Genomic DNA, 20,062 nt, shown 5'->3' on the forward strand with positions numbered 1-20,062 from the left:
ATGTAGCCCATGACGGCCTGAGAGATATGAAATGAGGCTAGATAAGTATAGGTCTAAAAGGGACTTTCAGCGTACCAACGAGCCCGAGGGAGATGAGGGCGATGAGAAGTTGAGGATCTTTGTTGTCCAGGAGCATAAGTCTTCACACCTGCATTACGACTTCCGGCTCTCGTTGGATGGCGTGCTGAAAAGTTGGGCTGTGCCTAAGGGAGTGCCTGAAAAGAAGGGCCTGAAGAGGCTGGCGGTACAGACAGAGGATCACCCTATAGAGTATGCCAACTTCGAAGGTGCGATACCAGAAGGAAACTATGGAGCTGGAGAGGTGCGAATATGGGATAAGGGAAACTATTCGCTGCAGGAGCGGTCTGATGATAAGTTAGTCTTCTCTTTGGAAGGTCAACGCCTCAAAGGTTCTTACGCTCTGATACGCTTCAAGGGTAAGGAAGGAAAAGAAGGAAACTGGCTCATGATGAAGATTTAGGGAGAAGGCAGATAAGTAGTAGCTGGCGGAGAAATCTGATAAGGGGGGATAAAAGGAAAAAGTGTTTCCTAACTCATTTTTTCATTATCTTCATCCAGCCGCCGCTCTCGAAGACCGCCAAGCCTCTCTTGTTAAGAGTCTTCTCGAATTCTTCCCAGTTGATGATCTCCAGACGAGCGTTGTTCCCTTTCGTGAACTGCACACCATCAGTGCCCTTTACACGGCCGGGCTTGAGACCTTTCTTCTTAGCGATCTCCTTGGCCTTATCAAGGCTAATTTTCTCCATCACCAAAGGATGTCCCTCCTGTCAGTTTATCCTGGCCATGTGCTGGCACATGACCCAGTATGTAATACTCAGGACCTATATATAAAATTTATTGTATAATGACCCTTACCCAGCAAAACTTTGCTTTAATACCTTTCGATGCTCTAGAATGATTACTGGCTAGTGCTGGATGTATAGCCAGATTTAAAGAGAATAGAGCAGAAAGATGATTTAGGGCCAGTATTATCGGTCTAAAAACATTTATCATAGGTACTAGCGCTTCACATTCGTTCAAATGTCATTGTTCGGATCTTCAGGCATCAGAGGCATCATCGGCCAGGATGTGACACCAGAGTTGGCGATTTCCATTGGTGCAGCGGTAGGCTCAATGTTCGATAAGATCCTTCTAGCGAAGGACACCAGGAGCAGTGGGGACATGGTCAGTTCTGCGCTTTCAGCGGGAATCATGTCCACGGGATGCGACGTAGCCTACGCTGGAACACTGCCTACACCGACATTAGCCAGGGCCGCGAAAGCATATGATGCTGGTCTTATGGTGACGGCATCACATAATCCTCCTGAATACAACGGCGTTAAGATGTGGAATCCAGATGGATCCGCCTTTGGGAATGAGCAGATGCGCAATGTGGAAGAGCTTATCAAAGCAAGGGAGCAGCGATTGGTCAGTTGGGAGCAGGTGGGGAGAATCGGAACGCATTCAGGGGCGATAGAGGACCATATTGAATCTATCCTAGATTCTGTGGGAGCTAGCGAGTCATCTTTAGTAGTCATAGACTGCGGTAATGGTGCCACTTGTTCAGTCTCACCCTTGCTCTTTCGGCGCATGGGCTGCTCTGTTGTGGGATTGAATTGCCAAGAAGATGGATTCTTCCCCGGTAGACCTTCTGAGCCATCCGAGGAAAATCTAGAGGATCTAAGGCACTTGGTGGTCAAGAAAGGCGCGAAGTTAGGGATCGCTCACGACGGGGACGGTGACCGCATGGTGGCCTTCGACGAACGAGGCAGATTCGTAGACGGCGACAGGTTGCTTGCTCTTTTCACCATCCTTACAGAAGCCAAAGAAGTAGTAGCACCAGTAGACGCTTCGATGGTACTTGATGATCTAGTAAAGAAAAGGGTCATTAGAACTAGGGTAGGAGATGTATACGTTTCCGAAGTGCTGAAAACGACGGGTGCAGAGTTTGGAGGAGAGCCTTCTGGCACCTTCATTTTCCCAAAGCAGACCTTTTGTCCTGATGGGATTTATGCTGCCGCCTTCCTTCTATCAAGACTCGAAAAGGCGCAACTCTCGCAGCTGATAGACTCCATACCTCTCTATCCAGTGATTAGAAAGTCTTTCGCCTTCCCACCCGCAAGACGAAGCGAGATCGAGATGAAAATCCGCCAAGCCATAGCGTCCCTGCCTTTCCAAGAGATGTTAGAGCTGGATGGCTATAGAGCTCAGTTCGAGGAAGGATGGGTTTTGGTAAGGATATCGGGGACCGAGCCGAAGGTGAGGATGACCGTGGAAGCCAAGAAGAAAGAGAATCTAAAGAAATTAGGCATGATGGCGGAAGAGACGATCCGGAGGTGCTTGGCTTGAAAGCTCTAGTGCTGGCAGCAGGGGAGGGGACGAGGTTAAGACCTTTGACCTCCAACATTCCTAAACCATTGCTGTTGGTCGCCGGCAAGCCTTTCCTGAGCCATATTCTAGAGGCACTGAGCTGCGCAGGAATCAAAGATGTAGCATTGCTGGTAGGATGGAAGTCAAACAGGATAAAGGAGTTCTATGGTGATGGCTCGGAAATGGGTATTAAGATAACCTATCTAGAGCAAAAAGAGCGCCGGGGCACCGCCGATGCCATAAGTCATGCTGAGGCGATAATGGATGAGCCTTTTTTCTGTGTGAATGGGGATGTGGTGATTTCAGAAAGGGATGTTCGTTCCATGATGGTTGCATTCCAAGATCATGGGCGCACGGTGATGGGGGCGGTCGAGGTGTCAGATCCCTCCTCCTTCGGGGTCATTGAGGAAAAGGAAGGAGTGCTCATCCGGATCCTAGAGAAACCAAAAAATCCACCTTCGAGTCTGATTAATGCAGGGCTTTTCATCTTTAAACCTGATGTCTTCGATAGTTTAAAGAGCACGCCACCCTCGCCACGAGGAGAATATGAAATAACCGACACCTTGACAATGATCGCCAAAAGAGAGGGGGTGGCTATTTATCGCCTGACGAGTGATTGGATAGATGTCGGCAGGCCTTGGGATCTGCTTAAAGCCAATGAAATCTTCATGTCTCGATTGGAGAGGAAGGTTGAAGGAGAAGTAGAACCAGGCTCAGTGGTCAAGGGTAACGTTGTGATAGAGCGCGGAGCTTTGGTTCGGTCTGGATCCTACATCCTAGGCCCCGTTTACATATCCAAAGGCTGTGAAGTAGGACCCAATTGCTTCATTCGCAGCGGCACGTGCCTTGGGCCTAATGTCAGAGTGGGGGCATCGGTGGAGATTAAAAACTCTATAATCATGGCCCAATCGCATATACCCCATCATAACTATGTTGGCGATAGCATCATAGGGGAGCGATGCAATTTTGGCGCTGGGACCAAAGTGGCCAATCTGCGCTTTGATGACAGAAATGTACGCGTATCCCTAAAAGGCAAATCACTTGATTCTGGGAGGAGAAAACTAGGAGTTGTTATGGGAGATGATGTCAAGACCGGTATCAACTCCATGATCGAACCGGGAACGATCATCTGGGAGAAATCTCTAATAGGACCAGGTGCCATAGCCAGGGGCAATATCGGTCCTGGAAGCAGGATATTCTGATACCAGCGGTCGGATGGATTGAATTTTTAGAGCGTTCGTCCTCGATTCAAAATCCGGCATTTTGCTCCTAGGCGCGCAAGGAAGACTCCTGCGTCGGTTTTAGTATCTTCACCATGGCTTTGATGAATCAAAACGCACACACATCTACGCAAGTTTTACTCAGCGATTCTTGGAATGCTAAAGTTAAAAACATCAATGGCTCCATTTCATCACAATTCTTGATTTAAATGAGCCACGCTACGCGCTTTGCTCTTTGCACATCAATTCAGGCAAATGTTTCAAGGAACGATCTGCAAAGGTATCCTTCTTCCATTCGAATTGTAGGCCTTCCAGCTTGTCTCATCGTAAGGTAAGCAAGTAATAACATGCACTCCGCCGAAGTAAGAAAAAAATTCAAGATCCGCCTCTGAAGGGAGGTTGCTATAGCCGGGATGAGAATGAACTGAACCAACGATGGAATAATCAGCTGGGAGCATATGGATGTACATTATGCTATGGTGATCTCCTTGAATCGTACCCGGTAGAACGATTATCTCGGAAATCACCCCCTTTTCGGCCTTCAGGGCTGCCAAGAACTCATTGGGATAGGTATGGATCGCAGCCTCATTGATCATGTGCAGAGTATCCCTTTTAATGGCATATACTGTCCTCATGCCCAGCACGGTCCGCCTGTAAGCTTCTCTCGCATCTTGGTATAGAAGGTTCTTCCCAGAGAAACAAAGCGGGCCTTTTTATCCGAAGTTGTGAAATGAAGTTCCTCGTTGCCTTCCATGGAAACTTCCTCTTGACCGTCCACCACTATAAGACAAGGCTTAGGCCTCTGTATCTCAATTGAGATGTCGCTATTGGCGGGCACGACCGTAGGACGCCCCGCGAACTTGAACGGAGCCATGGGCGCTATTACTAAGGCATCCACCCTCGGATCCAAAATCGGAGCCCCCACCGACATGGCGTAACATGTGGAACCTGTAGGAGTGGAGACGATTATGCCGTCCGCCTTAACATCAATGGCCAACTCTCCGTCCACGAACACTCTAAAATGACGCAGTTTAGCAATATGTGCAGTATGAACCACAACCTCATTAGTGGCATCCCGAAGACGCTTACCCGCCAACTCGCTGCGCAGTTTGCTCCTCTCCTCAATATGATATTGGCCGCGAATGACTCTTTCCAAACCCTCCTCAAGCATATCTTCTTGGATCTCGGTCAAGAAGCCCAGATCCCCAGCATTAATGCCAAAAATGGGGGCTTCATTGCGCATCAGCGCTCGAAGTATTGTACCATCTCCTCCAATGGTAATCATCACATCGACCTTCATGTCTTCGATTCGGACCCCTTTTCTGCCTAGCACAGTAGCTATCGCCTCCTCTAATATCAGCTCCTGTCCCTCGAGGTATTCACACACCATTCGGGCTAGCCTTGGCGCGTCTGGAACGTTGACATTGGCCGTCAGACCTAGTTTCACATCACCCACCTCCTCAGCTCTTCATCTCCATACGCTATGAAATTGCTTCTAGCCTTAAGGTCGAATTCCATGTCCAATGGTCGGTCATTCATATCCAGTATCTCTCCGCCAGCTTCCCTTAGGATAAGGGCGGAGGCGGCGATGTCTACCACTCTAATGGAGCGTTCATACACCTCGCAATCCATGAAAAAGGCATCAGCCCTTCCTTGAGCCAAGATGCACATTTCAAGAGAGGCGCAGCCCATGGCCCGGGCCCTCATCCCTCTTTTAGCGAAATTAAAATTGCTAGCACTCGAATATTTGCCAAGATATACCAGGAACACACTTCTTCTACTGTCGAATTTGCGTGTATGTATCGGCTCCCCGTTAAAAGTCGCGCCTCGTCCTTTCTTCGCGTAATAAATATCCCCTGTGACCAGGTTTTGCACAAGGCCCTCCTCAACTCCCAATAAGCTGCGATTCCCGATGGCCAAAGAAACGGAATAGAAGGGTATTCCCATTATCGCGTTGTAAGTACCATCTATGGGGTCAACTACCAAAGTTCGATCCTTCCCTCTGTCTACCCAACCTGCTTCCTCTGAGAGCACATTGTAAGGAAGATCATTACTCTCCACATAATCCAAGATGACGTCTTCAGCCACCTTATCTATAGCGCATGTAGGGCTTCCATCGGCCCCCCTGCCGATTTCCTCACCTCGGTCGAATCCCTGCGGTAGACTCCTCTCCCTCGACCTCACCAGCTTAGCGATATCATGTAAAATGCTGCTCATCATCCACCATTAAAGCTTCGATTCCTTATATCCTTCGTTTATTTCAATCAGTCAAGAGATTTATTGATCAAGATTCACATTTTAAGGTAATGGCCATTCCAAATTATGTTTAAGGATTTATTGTCTCCCCAATCCTTTAATGCTGGCGAACCGCATTCAGGCTTTGATGTGATTATCTACTTTTAAAGGGATGAGAGGGTCATGGACAGGAAGACACTAAAGCTGGGCGAGGTAAAGCCTGAAGAAAAGGACATAGTAGGCTCAAAGGCATTCAATCTATCAATTTTGGCATCTAATGGCTTTCCTGTTCCAGAAGGGTTTGTCATAACCACTAAGGTCTACGAAAAGTTCCTCCAGAAGATGGGATTAGGACCAATCATCCAAATGACGTTGACTAATCTCGACTTCGATGATGAGGGCGCTTTGGAGGCCGCCTCCCGAAAGATTAGAGATCTGATAACCCAAGCCGACGTTGAACCTTGGGTAAGGAGCGAATTCGAAGAGGAGGTTAGAGCCATGGGAGAAGATTCTTTATGGGCTGTGCGCTCCTCAGCCCTGGAAGAGGATTTAGTCAAGGCATCCTTCGCAGGCCAGCAGGACACATATCTGAACGTCACCGTAAAGGATGTCCCTCGATACGTGAAGCGCTGCTGGGCATCGTATTTCAACGAGAGGGCGCTAGCTTATAGGAAAAATACGTGCAAGGATGCGACAATCGGGGGTGTGGCCGTGATAGTGCAACGAATGGTGAACTCCCGCTCATCCGGAATTCTATTCACTAGGGATCCGCTGGATCCTGAAAACGGAATGATGATAATCGAATCCTCATGGGGACTAGGAGAGAGCATAGCCTCAGGAATGGTTGTTCCAGATCGGTTTCGCTGCGAAAGACGACACGGCCGAATCGTGAGCAAGGAGATTTCAAGAAAGGCCAAAGCAGTTTATTTGGACGAGCAGATGAGAGGCCCGGTAGAGGTTGAAGAAGCAAAGCAGGGCGAGCCCTCCTTACAAGATGCTGAAATTAAGGAGCTGGTTCGGCTTGGAGCCAAGCTAGAGGACTTCTTCCAATGCCCACAGGATGTGGAGTGGGCTATCGAAGGTGAAAAAATCTATCTACTGCAATCAAGACCTATAACCACACTGGATAAAGAAAGTGGGACTCTCTGGACTCGCGCCTATGGTGATGAGTATTGGGCAGATGTGACTTCGCCACTTTTCTTCTCTTGGCTGGGTTATTATTTGACAGAGATCGTCAACCATGAGGGCGCCCGAATCATGGGATACCGAGACCTGGCGGAAATCGAGCTTTTACGCCTCCACAAGGGTCATGTTTACTTCAACACCGAGGTTTTAGAAGGAGTTTTCAGCTATAACCCAAGATTCTCTCGCACGAAGGAGTTACTGAATTATTTCCCATTGAAGGACCAAGATCGTATCGCCAATGCTAGGGCACGTTTGGGAAAAAGATTGCTAGCGGAATTAAGGATAGCGGTCATGGATCCAGATGGCATGATCAATCGCACGGATAAGGCCTATAGAAAATGGGCGGAAAGTTTCATGGAATATTGCCAGATTTTTGATGGCTACGACCTTAAAAATTATCAGGACCAGGCCTTAGAGGAGGTATTCAGGGAGCTAGAGGGTGCGTTCATCAAGCACTATCGCCTCATACGCTATGGAATGGTCACACACTCCATAGGAACTAATCTAATGCTAAAAAGATGGCTACAGGATTGGCTCCAGGATCACAATGGGGAGCTGTATTCTAAACTCATATCTGGACTGCCGGATAACAAAACAATCAAAACCAATATCGCCTTGGCAGCATTGGCCTCCAAAGCCAAGAGCGAAGCTGTGATTAAAGAGTATCTGGAAAAGTTGCCTTCCTCGTCATTCCTTGAAGTTATGATGAATGACCCTCGCTTCGAAGCTTTCCGCAAAGAGTTTCAGCAATTTCTAGTCCTTTATGGTTGTAGATCGCATACAAGGGAGCTCTATTTTCCAAGATGGGCAGATGATCCCGCAATGGTGGTAGATATTCTACGCAGCCTAGTCCAAGTTCAACACCTGGACTTGGAAGAGGAGGAGAGAAGGAGGAGAGAGGAGAGGGAGCGCACGGAAAGAGAAGTGCTTCTGCACGTGAGCAGGATGAAGGGGGGTTTGGTGCGTAAACGCATCATGCGATTGATGATCAAATATGCGCAGACTTACCTTCAATTCCGCGAAAACCAAAGATTTTACCTAGACCATATATTGTTGCGAACCAGACGATTGTTCATGGAGTATGGGCGCAGATTTAAGGAAAGGGGTTGGATTGATAGGCAAGATGACATCTTCTTCCTTAGCAAGGAAGAGATATTCGAAATGGCTCGTTCTCAACCTAGGAATGTAGAGGGGCTCAAATCGAAGATTGCTTCGAGGCGGCGAGAGTTCGAGCGTTGGAGGAACAGGCTTCCTCCCAAGTTCTTGAGAGGAGACCTCGAATTCGATGATACAGTGTATGAATTAGGTAATGTGATGAGATTACCCGGAGCCTCGGCTAGCCCAGGATTGGCCAGAGGCAGGGTCAGGGTGGTGGAGTCCATTGAGAATATCTCAGAAGTACAAGAGGGCGAGATCCTCGTGACCTCGAATACGGATCCTGGCTGGACCGCAGTATTTCCCAAGATCGCGGGACTGATTACCGAGACCGGTGGCATATTATCCCATGGGGCCGTAGTATCGAGGGAATATGGCTTACCGGCGGTCACGGCGGTGAAGGGGGCTACGAAAATATTAAAGACAGGACAGCAGGTAACCCTCGACGGTAATGAAGGTGTCATTTACCTAGAGGAGATGTGAATTCTTTGAGCAGCGATGTCATCCATGAGTTCGGAAGCCAAGAGGAGTGGAGTGAGAGCTTCTACTTCAACTTCTACGATCGCGGGCAGGATATTTGCGGCTTCATGCGCATAGGCTTGAAACCGAACAAGAAGGAGAAGGAGATCTTTTGTTACCTGCTCTTGCCTGATGGACACGTGCTCGGGGTTAAGAACTCCGTTGTCATGGAAGACAACGAGCTCAGCGCTGAAGGCCTCCGATTTACGAAGATTGAGGATGAGAAGAAGTGGAGATTGCAGTTTTCGGGCCAGCTTCCCCGAATCCACAAAGAGGGGGATAAAGAAACAGTTACCTTCGATTTGGAGTTCTCGGCTTTAAATCTGCCATATAATTATCGTGAGAGTGTTAGCGGCGAAAAAGAGAAGATTGCCCAAGCGGTAGCTTCAGAGCACGTCGAGCAGTTTGGCAAGATCGTGGGCAAGTTGAACATAGGTAATCGTGTCTATGACCTCAACGCCTTGGGAGAGAGAGACCATTCATGGGGGGTACGGGATTGGAACGCCCCCAAGATGTGGGTTTGGATAACCTGTCAATTCGATGAGCACTTTGCCTTCAATCTGACCAAGCTATTCATGGAGAAAGGTGAAGTGGATGCGGGCTTCATCCATATGGATGGCAAGAACGTGCCCATAGTCCGAGCGGACATCGTCACCGAGTATAATAGGGACGGTAGCCCTAACACTGTATACATGGCGCTGCATGATAAAGAAGGTGATGTCCATGGCATTAAGTCGGTGATAAAGCACAAGGCGACCTTGCCCTTCCCTTCACGTGATGGGAAGGTGATTTCGCATATGCATGAGTGCCTGGCGAAATTCACCATGGATGATGAGGTAGGCTATGGCATCGTTGAATACCTGGTAAGGAAATGAGTTCAGCGATGCTCATCAGCAACCCAGGAAAGGCTATCATCTATTTCGTTCACTAAGTCTGTGGGTATAGGGTCGCTCTTCTAAGGAAATAGGATGTCAATTCTTACTAGATGTGCTTATAATATAAATCCATAAAGTGGAACGATGCTTGTACCGTCTCTTAAAAATTAGAAAACTAGCGAACCAAGTCATAATATGACTCTGCTGCCTTTCTCAAATCAATTAGAGCTCCTCGATGCGTTTAGCCTAATCGGCATACCCCCATATACGTGCATTTTCCATCTGCGGCTTTATGTTTCACAACCATTCTTTAAGTCCTCTCGCCATTAGCCTTTAATCGAATGAGGACATGGAAGAGCACAGGATTATAGAGACGAGGATTCAAGGGGTATATTGGGATGGGGAGAGCCTGTTCACTAGGAATCTAGCCCCAGGCACCCGCGTGTATGGTGAGAGAGTATTAGAATTCGAAGGCGTGGAGTATAGAGAATGGTCGCCGAGACGAAGCAAGCTTGGAGCGTATATTAGATTGGGAGGACTGGCCTGTCCCATTAAAGAAAATTCTCATGTGCTGTATCTCGGAGCCGCCTCTGGTACAACGGCCAGCCATATCTCTGACATCGCTCGCAGCGGAGTAGTGTATTGTGTGGAAATCTCTCCGCGCTCCTTTCGCGATTTGGTAGCGGTCTGTGAGAGTCGCCGCAACATGATTCCTATACTAGGGGATGCCACCAAACCGCAGGACTTGTTCTTCTTGGTGGATAAGGTGGATGTAATCTACCAAGACATCGCTCAGAAGGGACAAGCCAGCATCTTCGTTAAGGCCATGAAAGTCTTTAATGCTGCAGCAGGGATGCTCTCACTCAAAGCTCGCTCGGAGGATGTAACCAGAGAGCCTCTAAAGATATTCGAGGAAGCGAAAAGATATCTCCAAACACAAGGGATGGAGGTGCAGGACCTAATACAACTGGAGCCATTCGAGAAAGATCACGCTATGATCGTGGTGGGAAGGAAATGAAATGGGTCTACTGCGTGGCTTTCGTAGGGGAAAGATTCGTCATGGTGTTCAATCCTGAGAGGAATGGATGGGAGATGCCGGGTGGAAAGGTGGAAGAAGATGAAAGCTTCGAGGAAGCGGCAATACGGGAATTGAAAGAGGAGTGCGGCTGCAACCTCATACCCATCTCGAGCAAGACGCAGAGGGACGGAGTGGTGGTATGCGGTGAACTAGCTTTTTGGCCAGATAATTCCCATCCAAGTGAGATGTCATGGGATCTATTCGAGAACTTGCCTGAAAAGCTCGCCTTCAGCAGAGAGGAGTACGAAGCGGTTTTGACTTGGGCTAAGGAGGAGAATCGTCTCTATAAGCAAAGAAAATCGGAAAGATATTGGCCTTACGGATGAGTTAGATTATAACAACGCTCAGGGGCTTGTATAATCGGCGAGCAAAAAAGGGGTTTGTTGATCTAATTCTGCATTTCCAAGCGTTTTGAGTTGTAAATTAATCCTTCTTTCTGCAACGGACAGCATAGAAGATTTTAAGTTGCACTGCTAATCGATTTTTCTCAGCGGTCTACAGTCGCAGTTCCTTCACTATTAATCTTTTTCTTAGAGGGGAGCCAATGACTGGCCAGCAGCGTGGGTATGATAGCGCTCATTAATATGGCTGCGATAAGAATAGAATACTGATCGATAGTCAATAGCCCATAAGAAAGACCTGACTGCGCGGCTATGGTGCCGAAAGTGAGCCCAGTGGCCATCAATAGGGTGACGAAAGGGGCGCTGGTCCCCACGTATCTCTTGGCCAGTGGATAAACGCCAATGAACTTGAAGCCTACTTTGACCAGGAAGAGGGCCACGATGATCATCACACCAGATGCCATAGCCAAGAGTGAGACGTTAGAGCCTGCTCCGAGGAAGAAAAAAGGATTGAGGAACACTAACGTTATGGATTTCAGCTTCCCCACCGCATCGCGCATCTGGCTTAGGGTGGATGATGAGATCAAGCCAAGAATGTAAGCAGGCAGAACCGCCTGCACCCCTACCAACTCACCCATGGCCGCCAAGAGGAAGACGGAAAGGAGTATCGCCTTCACCTCGATATCGCCGGAGCGACCACGGATGCGAGCATGCAGCTCTCTCAATACAATGGGGAGGAAAAGTGCGGCTGTGACCATAGCAGCCAGGAACAATAGCAGCATAAAGCTGGCTGAGATGAAGAGCAAGCTGAGGGCAGAAAGTGTGGCCAAACCTGTGAAGAAGCAACCTGAGAGAATGAACTTACCCACATCAGTATGGGCTAGACCACCTTCCACCAAGACCACATAGACTATGGCCACCGATGTGGACGAGAGGGCCACGCCTACTATGAGAGAGGCCGATAAATCCCAACCAAGGACGAGATGACTGAACAGCAGGCCACCCATGAAAGGGGAGAGGAAAGATATCAATCCAAACAAAATGGTCTTCATCAAATTACTACGCATGGCACCGAGGTCCGTTTCGGAACCAGCCATGAAGGTGAGGGTTACGCTGGCGAATGAAGCCAGGAATAGCCACCATTGGTGTTCTAGGGATTTCAAGCCCAAAGCGGTCCCTAGAATCATCCCCAAGGCCATCTCAATCACCGCCACTGTCACACCAGCCCGGATAGAAATGAGCGAAGCCAACATTCCAGCTGCGAGCAGAGCGGTTAAAGTCCATGTGTCCAACATATGTAAGCTGATCCCTGTCCTTCACTGTGGTTCAAAACCGTGAGCCTTGAACTTTTCCAACGGGTCGCGGATTGAACGGTACATTTTTTTCAGGCGCAGCCTTTGGACGGAAATAAAATTTGCGTCTTTTGCCTTTCTTAGAAAGGATAGGTGGAAACGCTCAACACTTATATATTAGGACATGAATGGGCTTTCGCTTCGCCACTGTTTCAAACGCCTTAATAAGTGAGTTCCAGGATTGATGATCATATGGCAAAGATGCACGCTCGCAGAAGGGGTAAATCTGCTTCCGCTAAACCATTGGTGACTGAGAATCCAGAATGGGTCACCATGTCAAAAGAGGAGATCGAGAAGACGGTGGTCAAGCTAGCGAGGGAGGGCATGACCTCCTCCAAGATTGGAATGGTGCTCCGAGATAACTATGCGGTCCCAAGCGTCCGATTGGCCACGGGCAAAACCATGTATGAGATCCTACAGGAGAATGGTTTGAAGCCTGAGATACCGGAAGATCTAATGGCCCTTATGAGACGGGCCATTAACGTCAACAATCATATGCTGGAGAACAAAAAGGACATGGCCAATAAGCGTAATCTCCAATTGATAGAGTCGAAAATCCGCCGTCTAGTTAAATACTACAAGAGAAAGGAGGTTCTCCCTCAGAGCTGGGAGTACAGCCTAAAGAACGCAGAGCTCCTGCTTGAGTGAGGGCAGATGGAAGGAGAGAACCTTCCAAAACCCTTTCTCTCTACCCTAAGCGATGCCGCAGAGGAAGTAGTCAGACATGAGTATGTTCGGGTTTTGACACATTACGATGCCGACGGCCTTGCCTCGGCAGGCATAATCGCCAATGCACTCAGGCGCAGGGGTATCTCTTTCCATCTCAGCTTTTCCAAAACCCTGGACCCTGAGATGATCAACAAAGTTGGCAAAAGGGCTGAGTGTCTGCTCTTAGCCGATATGGGATCTTCATTCATACCCCATCTTGAGAAACTTGAGGCTAAAGTCGTAGTATTGGACCATCATGTGACTACCTCTTTGTCGAATAAGGTCATTCATGTCAACCCTCACTTATTCGGTATCGATGGAATGACCTCAGCTTGCGCCGCAGCCGTTTGCATGATGTTCGCCTTAGCTGTAGACCAGAAGAATTGGGATCTCCTGCCTATCGCCTTTGCGGGCATGGTCGGTGATCGGCAGCATATCCGAGGAATGAGCGGGGTCAATCGCTATCTTTTAGAGGGGGGGCTTTCCAGGAAGATTCTGGAGCTGAGGCGGGGATCGCTGGTCCCTGAGGGCAAGCTAGCTGATAGTCTGGCCGATGGCTATGAGCCTTATATCATAGGAGTAACTGGAAGCGTTCAGGGAGCGATGGCCCTGCTCAGAGAGGCGGGGTTAGCAGAAGATGCGTCCTGGGCGCAATTGAATGATGCAGAGAGGCGAAAGCTCAGTTCATTGATAGCCTTGCGTCTTTTATCTCAAGGATGTAGCACATCCGCCATGGAAGAATTGATAACAGATCGCTATTACTTCCCATCCTGGGGAACAACCGCCGATGACCTAGCGCAATTGCTCAACGCTTGTGGAAGGACAGATCAGGAAGGGGTCGGCGTGGCAATGGCTCTGGGAGATGTCGGAGCCAGGAAGGTAGCTGAGAGCCTGCGCAATGAATATAGGATGGCTGTTATCGAAGGTATGAGAAAGGTGGTCGAAGGCGGCATCAGAAAGATGGATAGCTTGCAATGGTTCGAGAGCCCCAACCCATCACTTTCAGGCGTGCTTTGCGGCCTCACTATGCAATTCCTTGGCGATTGCACTAGGCCAACTGTGGCCCTTTCGTTCCATGGGGAAAAGACCAGAGTCTCCTCTCGCGCCACCTATAAGCTTCTAGAGAAAGGGATAGATCTATCCGTGGCGATGAGTAAAGCGGCTGCAGCGGTCGGAGGGCTGGGAGGAGGACACGCCATAGCCAGCGGCGCTACCATCCCTAGGGGAAGAGAAGAGGAATTCCTGACAAATCTAGATGAAATAATCAAGGAGCAAAAAAGGTCCAAGATGGTCGAGCAAAGACCATCAGCGCCATAGGACCTCCACCTCATCTGTGCGGTAGCGCTGATTAACCACCGTGTCCTCCATGCTCATTCTCATACCCGCCTTATGCATAATCAGGCCAGTCCAGGCGATCATGGCACCATTATCCACGCAAAGTGTCCTATCAGGCACGTACATCTCTGCTCCACGCTCATGCGCCATTTTCGCCACCATCTCCTGGAGGCGCTTGTTCTGCACCACGCCTCCGCCTAAAAGGACCTCATCCTTCTCCACATGCGCCATGGCCCTCTCAGTAACTTCGGTCAGCATGGCGAAGCAAGTCTCCTGGACAGAGAAGCAAATATCCTCCAGGCTCTCACCCTCATCCCTAAGTCCAAGACAGGCAGTGAGTATGCCAGAAAATGCCATATCCATACCCTTGACCGAATAGGGCAATTCCAGGAGCTTCTTTCCATCTTTTGCCAAACGCTCAATCTTGGGGCCAGCATAATACCCTATACCTATTTCTCTGCCCAATTTGTCTAGCATATTCCCTATTCCTATGTCCAAGGTCTCACCGAAAATGCGATAGCGCCTGTTAGCGAAGGCTATGACCTGGGTGTTGCCCCCAGAGGCGTACAGCAGTACCGGATCTCGAGCAGGGGTCTTTGCTCGGCCTATCTCCAAATGAGCTATGCAGTGATTGACTCCTATTATAGGCAGTTTTAAAGTCAGAGAGAGGGCCCTTGCGGCAGTAGCTACCGTCCGAAGGCATGGACCTAATCCTGGGCCTTGGGAGAAAGCAATAAGGTCCAACTCATCAGCCTTTATTGCGGCCGTGCTTAAAGCTTTCCGTATTAGCTGTACCACATTCTGCGCATGATGATTTGCTGCTTCGCGTGGATGGATACCACCAGTCTCAGGGCGATACATCAACATCTCATTGGCCAGGACGTTGGCCTCCTCATCCATGATGCCAACGCCCACGGTATGAGCGGTGCCTTCGATGCCTAACGCGATCATCCAATTCTCGTTAAACGGCGAACTCTAATAAATAACGCTAAGGTCGGCTACGCTTAGCCCAGCTATTTGCCTCAGCCGAGCCATTATATTAATCGCTCCCTCCACCACCTGATCGTCCACCACCAGGATGGGCGTGTGCTTGTTGAGGATCTCATAATATGCTGCCTCGGCCATCCCTTCCGCTGTCTCCATATTAATGATGCTCACTTTGAGATTCTCAGGTATTCTCTCCTTCACCCATTCACACTTCTGACAACCAGGCTTGGTGAACAGCAAAATCTCCGGCATCCCATTAACCCCTCGAGGGTAAAGTAAAGGGGCTTAAAAAAGTTGGCGCCCCAGCAGCATAACGAGATGAGTTGCGAGATGCCTAAAAGGCTTATTTAACCTGCTGGATTGATCCCAACAAGGCCATAATGCGGCGAAAGGCATATAGTATCGAAGGTATTACGGCAAATCCCAGAAGGGCTCATGGTCTAGTGGTTATGACGTCTGCTTGACACGCAGAAGTTCGCCAGTTCGAATCTGGCTGAGCCCACTGCATTTCCCTTTAGGATTTTTTTATTATTTATTATCTGAACATAATCGGCCATATTTTCCGTCAGGCTTATTTCTCCGCAAATCGGTTGGGACGAGGTGAACGCCTTGATAGAAAAAAGACCATGCCTTTGGCATGCAGCAGACGGGCGTTGTGCCAGCTGCAAGGCTAGGAGGATAAGGTTGGATGTGCTTCACCTGAAGGACTATGAAATGTGCCGCGGGCAAGAAGATTATGCCACCTGCGATTTCTATAAAGAAAGGCCTAAAGTGCAGAACAAAGAAGATTGAGAAACCCTTGTATACAATTATGGTGAGCATTTCGGTGAGCACGTGAGCCAAGAAAATTTGACGCCGCTCCTGGAAGAGATCGGTCACGAGCAAAAGGAGCGAAGGATAGCTGCTCTGGAGCGTTTGCAAGGGCTCCTCAAGGAGAAAGCGGTGGATTCGAAGGCCATTCCCTATCTTGTTAATGCCCTCGCCTCAGAATGCCCGCAGGAAAGAGGCTTAGCAATATGGGGCCTGGGAAAATTAGCACAGAACAAGGTAAGAGGAGAATATCCACTGAAGCAGATTATTTATCTATTATCCGACGATGATGAGGAGATCCGAGAAAATTCGGCATGGGCGCTGGGCGAGTTGGCAGGCATCGGCATCGGTGGGAAAGAGGAGATCGAGCCCCTCAACAAGCTGCTGTACGATCTCTCAGCTTCAGTGAGAGGAATGGCAGCATGGGCACTGGGTAGGCTGGCTGAGCGCTTGCAGATCGGAGAGATATCCTCCCTAGCTCATTTGAGGCGATTGCTGAATGATCGTAGTCTCCTCGTCCAGAAGAGCGCTTCCTACGCCCTGGAACGTCTAACCGCTATACATATTGAGGAGTGATGTTGCCATTTAGATATTGGGTTTATGGCTAAACTTTGTTTTACCATACATGTCATTTAGACCCTTGGGAACAGAAAATAAATCTTCAAAAATAAAATTCAAACAATCGTTATATAATAAGCGTTGCATTCCCTCACTCCATCATTATCAAAGCGCTCAGGTGATTTAATGAAGCTAGGTCTGGGCATCGACACAGGCGGAACCTATACAGACGCCGTCATAGTTGATCTCGATTCAAGAAATGTTATCGCTAAAGCAAAGTCTCCTACCACCTACCAGGATCTTTCAATCGGCATCCTGGGAGCCATCGATGGTATCCTAGGACAAGGAGGCTTTGAGAAGGAGAACATCAGCTTAGTAGGTCTCTCTACCACCCTGGCCACCAATTCTATACTTCAAGGCAGAGGCGGGGAAGTAGGCCTGATAGGCATAGGTTGGCATCCAGAGAAGGATTGGGATTTGCCTTGTAAAAGGTCTCGCTTCATCAAAGGAGGTTTCGATTCCCTGGGTCGGATGGTAGAGCCCATGGATAGGGAAGAGCTGAAGGAGGCTATCCGAGAGGTCAGCCGCGGTGTGGATGCGGTGGTGGTGTCCTGCATATTCGGAGTATATAACTCATGGCAAGAGGAGGAGGCGGCTCAAGCTGTGAGGGAGATGACCTCACTTCCTGTGGTGACGGGGCATTCACTGACGGGAGAGCTGGGCATAAAGGAAAGGACCGTGACCGCCATCCTGAATGCCAAACTACTGCCGATCATCAACAATTTCCTATCATCCATCAAATCATCTTTAGAGAAAAAAGGCATACAGGCGCGCATATTGGTATTCAAGGGGGATGGGGGGCTCATGACCATCGAGGCGGCGATGGAGAGGCCGGTGGAGACCATTCTCTCCGGCCCGGCGGCGAGCCTGATGGGTGCAAAGGTTTTGTCCGGCCTTGATACTTGCATCTTGGTGGATGTCGGAGGTACATCCACAGATATCGCATACCTTGATAATGGATTTCCCCGCATCAATTTCGAGGGCGCCATGGTGGGCAAATGGAGGACGCGAGTCAAAGCCTTGGATATGTGGACGTGCGGATTGGGCGGGGACTCAGCTATTCGCATGGGAGACAATGGAGATCTGATCATAGGTCCTGATAGGGTTGTCCCTCTGGCCATAGCTTCTCTCATGCGCAAGGACTTCAAAGAAGCCATGCTTAAGGAAGGCGACACCACCTTTTACGTGCCAGGAAGCGGGAACCTCACTAACCTCTCTGAGAGAGAGAGCTTAGTCTATAGTTATATTTCCCGCCAGGGGCCGCGCAGCCTCTTCGAAACCATGGATGGGGTGCCTGAGGTAGTGCTGATTAAGGACACCTTGATGAGCTTGATGGCCCGAGGCAATGTTCTAAGGACAGGTCTTACTCCCACGGACATCATGCATCTTAACGGGGACTTTGTGATCGGGGATAAGGAGGCCTCTCGCATCGGCCTTGAGCTTCTCGCCTCAAAGATGGATGAGCGTCCAGATAGACTTGCCCAGCGTATCATGGAGCGAGTGATAACTCGCGTGGGAGAAGAAGTGATTCTTAAGACCGTGAGCGATGAATACGGAGTGCCAGCCTTCTCCCTAGCCACAGAGCAGCTGCTGCATGCTGCAGCAGGAGAGGGGGTCTTCAAGCATTTGTCCCTACGGGCGCGCCTGGATCGCCCCATAGTGGGGGTTGGTGCGCCTGCCCAAATATTAGTGAAACCTTTGCAGAACAGGATGGAGGCCCAGGTCGTGATCCCACCGAACTTTGATGTGGGTAATGCGGTGGGGGCGGTCTGCAGCCTCATCTCGGAATCGATCTCGGTGGAGGTGTATCCCCGTGATGATAAGTTCATCGTCTTCTCTCAGCAAGGTTCGCCTGCTGAATACAGACACCTTGGAGAGGCTTTGGAATCAGCCCGTTCCTTGGCAGAGAGATACGTGAGAGAAAGGCTGGAGCGCTCTCGGGTGGAGGATATCAGGATCAAAGTGGAGCAGATAGACCGTAAATTCTGCGATGGCTACGGAAAAGAGATGAAATTCATCAACTTCATTATCGTCAGGGCAGTCGGAACGGCCAAGCCTCTCTTGGATAAGAAATGATGAGCCTAGGCGCTACTACTAAAGAAGCGAGAGCGAGCCAAAGAATCCTAACCGAAAAATGGGTAGCTATAAATCTGTTTAAAATTAAGTTCAATCCTCCTCATCATCCATGCTCTCTTCCTCTTCCAGCTCGTCGCCCTCCTCCACGGGCATGGACAGGAATTCTTCAATCTCCTCCTCGAGCTCCTCCAGCGCCTCAAGCGCCTTCTTCTTCTGCCCTTTTTCCACCATGTCCTTAATGGCGCTCACACAGTCCAGGATGAAGAGCAGCTCATCGTCTATCTCTTCGAACATCTCGTAGAGACTTGGCATCTTATTCCTCAGCAGAGGATGGGTGAACCAAGATTATAATGATTTACAGTGGCGGCCCTTTCCTTGAACCTCTCTGCGTTATAAGCCTGGCTCTATCACGTATTTGCAAAAATTAAAGTTAGAGCCGAAGGTCTCGGCCTTCGTGACTCTTGCTGGCATACCCATTCTCGTTTCGAATATGGCTTCCAGGATCCCTTCGTTCATGAGGCAGAGAGTTCTACCCACATCCGGCGCTTTGGAGCAATCGTATTCGTCCTTGATGATGAGCGTTACGGGGTGCAGAGCATAGACGTTTACCTCGCCCAGCTCGTGCACTTTAAAGAATTCCTTGACCTCACTTATTATGCCTTCGACATTGTTCGACTTCATGCGTTTGGAAATCTCCTTGCCGATCTGCCTGCCGATGTCCTTCAGTACAGGGTCCATGTTGAAACCTATGGCCTCCATCCCGATCACTATGGAGCGGATGACCCCTTTCAGGAAAGTGCTGGGAGAGCCAATGCTCCTGGCTATGGTGATCTCCACATGCTTCATCAGATCCTCGCGTGGTACCACCGAAGAGCCTACCGGTCTCGAGACAAGGTAGAAAATCTTGCGGCGGTTGTCCTGAGGATCATCGCGGTATCCAATCAGCCCTTCTTTAACCATCTTATCGAGGTGCACCGAGAGAGTGGATTGAGCTTTCCCTGTCAATTGAGCGATTTCGCTTAGGCTCAGATCGCGGCGCTGCAGCTCGCTCAATATCTTCTGCCTAACAGGATTGGAAATCTGCCTGAGGCCTGACGTTGTAGAATAGACATCGAAGGCCTCGGTCCTCTTTTCAGTCAATCTCTCCCCCGCAGCGTAAAGAATGTGATGTGAAATATATAAATAATCTCAGGCTAAG

Annotated in this window: 21 protein-coding genes and 1 tRNA gene; 13 read left to right on the top strand and 9 right to left on the bottom strand. The window is 49.3% G+C overall.

Annotated elements, in window-relative coordinates; all coding sequences use genetic code 11:
* Positions 1–31 precede the first annotated feature (31 nt).
* Positions 32–481: a DNA polymerase ligase N-terminal domain-containing protein gene (locus QW520_03670; GenBank protein MEM0448903.1), complete on the top strand. Its 450-nt coding sequence runs from the start codon at positions 32–34 to the stop codon at positions 479–481.
* A gap of 73 nt (positions 482–554) precedes the next feature.
* Here QW520_03670 and QW520_03675 read toward each other — a convergent pair whose 3' ends face one another.
* The gene (locus QW520_03675; GenBank protein MEM0448904.1) at positions 555–767 is read right to left on the bottom strand and encodes a hypothetical protein; all 213 of its coding nucleotides are present in this window, start codon (positions 765–767) and stop codon (positions 555–557) included.
* Positions 768–1,041: 274 nt separating this feature from the next.
* On the opposite strand from QW520_03675, the gene glmM reads away from it, so the two are divergent.
* The gene (gene glmM, locus QW520_03680; protein MEM0448905.1) at positions 1,042–2,349 is read left to right on the top strand and encodes a phosphoglucosamine mutase; all 1,308 of its coding nucleotides are present in this window, start codon (positions 1,042–1,044) and stop codon (positions 2,347–2,349) included.
* Positions 2,350–2,357: 8 nt separating this feature from the next.
* Positions 2,358–3,572 carry a sugar phosphate nucleotidyltransferase gene (locus tag QW520_03685; GenBank protein ID MEM0448906.1) on the top strand — a complete coding sequence of 405 codons (1,215 nt, stop codon included), beginning with the start codon at positions 2,358–2,360 and terminating at the stop codon, positions 3,570–3,572.
* A 278-nt stretch (positions 3,573–3,850) separates the two neighbouring features.
* Here the strand turns inward: QW520_03685 and QW520_03690 are convergent, their stop codons facing one another.
* From QW520_03690 to QW520_03700, 3 genes are read right to left on the bottom strand one after another with little or no spacing between them, the layout of a single operon-like run.
* Positions 3,851–4,225 carry a Mov34/MPN/PAD-1 family protein gene (locus QW520_03690; GenBank protein MEM0448907.1) on the bottom strand — a complete coding sequence of 125 codons (375 nt, stop codon included), beginning with the start codon at positions 4,223–4,225 and terminating at the stop codon, positions 3,851–3,853.
* Entirely contained in the window at positions 4,222–5,037 is an 816-nt protein-coding gene (locus QW520_03695; protein ID MEM0448908.1) for an NAD(+)/NADH kinase, read from the bottom strand. Before QW520_03695 ends, QW520_03690 begins: the two co-directional genes overlap by 4 nt.
* The gene (locus tag QW520_03700) at positions 5,034–5,810 is read right to left on the bottom strand and encodes an inositol monophosphatase family protein (protein ID MEM0448909.1); all 777 of its coding nucleotides are present in this window, start codon (positions 5,808–5,810) and stop codon (positions 5,034–5,036) included. Before QW520_03700 ends, QW520_03695 begins: the two co-directional genes overlap by 4 nt.
* 198 nt (positions 5,811–6,008) lie before the next feature.
* Between QW520_03700 and QW520_03705 the strand changes: the two genes are divergently transcribed.
* The 4 genes from QW520_03705 (at position 6,009) to QW520_03720 (ending at position 10,963) form a co-directional block, all read left to right on the top strand.
* A complete protein-coding gene (locus QW520_03705; GenBank protein ID MEM0448910.1) occupies positions 6,009–8,648 on the top strand; it encodes a PEP/pyruvate-binding domain-containing protein in 2,640 nt (879 codons plus the stop codon).
* The gene (locus tag QW520_03710; protein MEM0448911.1) at positions 8,645–9,559 is read left to right on the top strand and encodes a hypothetical protein; all 915 of its coding nucleotides are present in this window, start codon (positions 8,645–8,647) and stop codon (positions 9,557–9,559) included. Before QW520_03705 ends, QW520_03710 begins: the two co-directional genes overlap by 4 nt.
* A 349-nt stretch (positions 9,560–9,908) precedes the next feature.
* Positions 9,909–10,577, top strand: a complete 669-nt coding sequence (locus tag QW520_03715) for a fibrillarin-like rRNA/tRNA 2'-O-methyltransferase (GenBank protein ID MEM0448912.1) — start codon at positions 9,909–9,911, stop codon at positions 10,575–10,577.
* Positions 10,574–10,963 carry an NUDIX domain-containing protein gene (locus tag QW520_03720; GenBank protein ID MEM0448913.1) on the top strand — a complete coding sequence of 130 codons (390 nt, stop codon included), beginning with the start codon at positions 10,574–10,576 and terminating at the stop codon, positions 10,961–10,963. The genes QW520_03715 and QW520_03720 overlap by 4 nt, the downstream gene beginning before the upstream one ends.
* A gap of 161 nt (positions 10,964–11,124) precedes the next feature.
* Here QW520_03720 and QW520_03725 read toward each other — a convergent pair whose 3' ends face one another.
* A complete protein-coding gene (locus tag QW520_03725) occupies positions 11,125–12,273 on the bottom strand; it encodes a cation:proton antiporter (GenBank protein ID MEM0448914.1) in 1,149 nt (382 codons plus the stop codon).
* Between the two features lie 249 nt (positions 12,274–12,522).
* Here QW520_03725 and QW520_03730 point away from each other — a divergent pair, with 249 nt between their 5' ends.
* A complete protein-coding gene (locus tag QW520_03730) occupies positions 12,523–12,978 on the top strand; it encodes a 30S ribosomal protein S15 (protein MEM0448915.1) in 456 nt (151 codons plus the stop codon).
* A gap of 6 nt (positions 12,979–12,984) precedes the next feature.
* On the top strand, positions 12,985–14,355 hold the full coding sequence (locus QW520_03735; GenBank protein MEM0448916.1) for a DHH family phosphoesterase: 1,371 nt from the start codon (positions 12,985–12,987) through the stop codon (positions 14,353–14,355).
* On the opposite strand, the gene QW520_03740 is transcribed toward QW520_03735, so the two are convergent.
* Entirely contained in the window at positions 14,344–15,324 is a 981-nt protein-coding gene (locus QW520_03740) for a bifunctional N(6)-L-threonylcarbamoyladenine synthase/serine/threonine protein kinase (protein MEM0448917.1), read from the bottom strand. The genes QW520_03735 and QW520_03740 overlap by 12 nt on opposite strands.
* A gap of 24 nt (positions 15,325–15,348) precedes the next feature.
* On the bottom strand, positions 15,349–15,612 hold the full coding sequence (locus QW520_03745) for a hypothetical protein (protein MEM0448918.1): 264 nt from the start codon (positions 15,610–15,612) through the stop codon (positions 15,349–15,351).
* A 177-nt stretch (positions 15,613–15,789) separates the two neighbouring features.
* Between QW520_03745 and QW520_03750 the strand changes: the two genes are divergently transcribed.
* From QW520_03750 to QW520_03765, 4 genes are all read left to right on the top strand, one after another.
* A tRNA-Val gene (locus QW520_03750) sits at positions 15,790–15,862 on the top strand.
* Between the two features lie 98 nt (positions 15,863–15,960).
* Positions 15,961–16,152 carry a hypothetical protein gene (locus tag QW520_03755; GenBank protein ID MEM0448919.1) on the top strand — a complete coding sequence of 64 codons (192 nt, stop codon included), beginning with the start codon at positions 15,961–15,963 and terminating at the stop codon, positions 16,150–16,152.
* 42 nt (positions 16,153–16,194) lie between these two features.
* A complete protein-coding gene (locus tag QW520_03760) occupies positions 16,195–16,746 on the top strand; it encodes a HEAT repeat domain-containing protein (GenBank protein ID MEM0448920.1) in 552 nt (183 codons plus the stop codon).
* A 168-nt stretch (positions 16,747–16,914) separates the two neighbouring features.
* On the top strand, positions 16,915–18,864 hold the full coding sequence (locus QW520_03765) for a hydantoinase/oxoprolinase family protein (protein ID MEM0448921.1): 1,950 nt from the start codon (positions 16,915–16,917) through the stop codon (positions 18,862–18,864).
* Between the two features lie 90 nt (positions 18,865–18,954).
* Here QW520_03765 and QW520_03770 read toward each other — a convergent pair whose 3' ends face one another.
* Positions 18,955–19,176 (bottom strand): hypothetical protein, encoded by a 222-nt coding sequence (locus QW520_03770; protein MEM0448922.1) that lies wholly within the window; start codon positions 19,174–19,176, stop codon positions 18,955–18,957.
* Between the two features lie 78 nt (positions 19,177–19,254).
* Complete coding sequence (locus tag QW520_03775; GenBank protein MEM0448923.1) at positions 19,255–20,004, bottom strand: ArsR family transcriptional regulator; 750 nt, start codon at positions 20,002–20,004, stop codon at positions 19,255–19,257.
* Between the last annotated feature and the right edge of the window lie 58 nt (positions 20,005–20,062).

The organism is Methanomassiliicoccales archaeon (assembly GCA_038740345.1).
Lineage (GTDB): Archaea > Thermoplasmatota > Thermoplasmata > Methanomassiliicoccales > UBA472 > JAJRAN01.

What these genes read in the sequence shown, in the direction of transcription:
- QW520_03705 (MEM0448910.1), top strand. Translation starts at nt 6,009, where the DNA reads ATGGACAGGAAGACACTAAAGCTGGGCGAGGTAAAGCCTGAAGAAAAG.
- QW520_03765 (MEM0448921.1), top strand. Translation starts at nt 16,915, where the DNA reads ATGAAGCTAGGTCTGGGCATCGACACAGGCGGAACCTATACAGACGCC.
- glmM (MEM0448905.1), top strand. Translation starts at nt 1,042, where the DNA reads ATGTCATTGTTCGGATCTTCAGGCATCAGAGGCATCATCGGCCAGGAT.
- QW520_03740 (MEM0448917.1), bottom strand. Translation starts at nt 15,324, where the DNA reads ATGATCGCGTTAGGCATCGAAGGCACCGCTCATACCGTGGGCGTTGGC.
- QW520_03670 (MEM0448903.1), top strand. Translation starts at nt 32, where the DNA reads ATGAGGCTAGATAAGTATAGGTCTAAAAGGGACTTTCAGCGTACCAAC.
- QW520_03745 (MEM0448918.1), bottom strand. Translation starts at nt 15,612, where the DNA reads ATGCCGGAGATTTTGCTGTTCACCAAGCCTGGTTGTCAGAAGTGTGAA.
- QW520_03720 (MEM0448913.1), top strand. Translation starts at nt 10,574, where the DNA reads ATGAAATGGGTCTACTGCGTGGCTTTCGTAGGGGAAAGATTCGTCATG.
- QW520_03675 (MEM0448904.1), bottom strand. Translation starts at nt 767, where the DNA reads ATGGAGAAAATTAGCCTTGATAAGGCCAAGGAGATCGCTAAGAAGAAA.
- QW520_03735 (MEM0448916.1), top strand. Translation starts at nt 12,985, where the DNA reads ATGGAAGGAGAGAACCTTCCAAAACCCTTTCTCTCTACCCTAAGCGAT.
- QW520_03715 (MEM0448912.1), top strand. Translation starts at nt 9,909, where the DNA reads ATGGAAGAGCACAGGATTATAGAGACGAGGATTCAAGGGGTATATTGG.
- QW520_03690 (MEM0448907.1), bottom strand. Translation starts at nt 4,225, where the DNA reads ATGAGGACAGTATATGCCATTAAAAGGGATACTCTGCACATGATCAAT.
- QW520_03725 (MEM0448914.1), bottom strand. Translation starts at nt 12,273, where the DNA reads ATGTTGGACACATGGACTTTAACCGCTCTGCTCGCAGCTGGAATGTTG.
- QW520_03730 (MEM0448915.1), top strand. Translation starts at nt 12,523, where the DNA reads ATGGCAAAGATGCACGCTCGCAGAAGGGGTAAATCTGCTTCCGCTAAA.
- QW520_03700 (MEM0448909.1), bottom strand. Translation starts at nt 5,810, where the DNA reads ATGATGAGCAGCATTTTACATGATATCGCTAAGCTGGTGAGGTCGAGG.
- QW520_03770 (MEM0448922.1), bottom strand. Translation starts at nt 19,176, where the DNA reads ATGCCAAGTCTCTACGAGATGTTCGAAGAGATAGACGATGAGCTGCTC.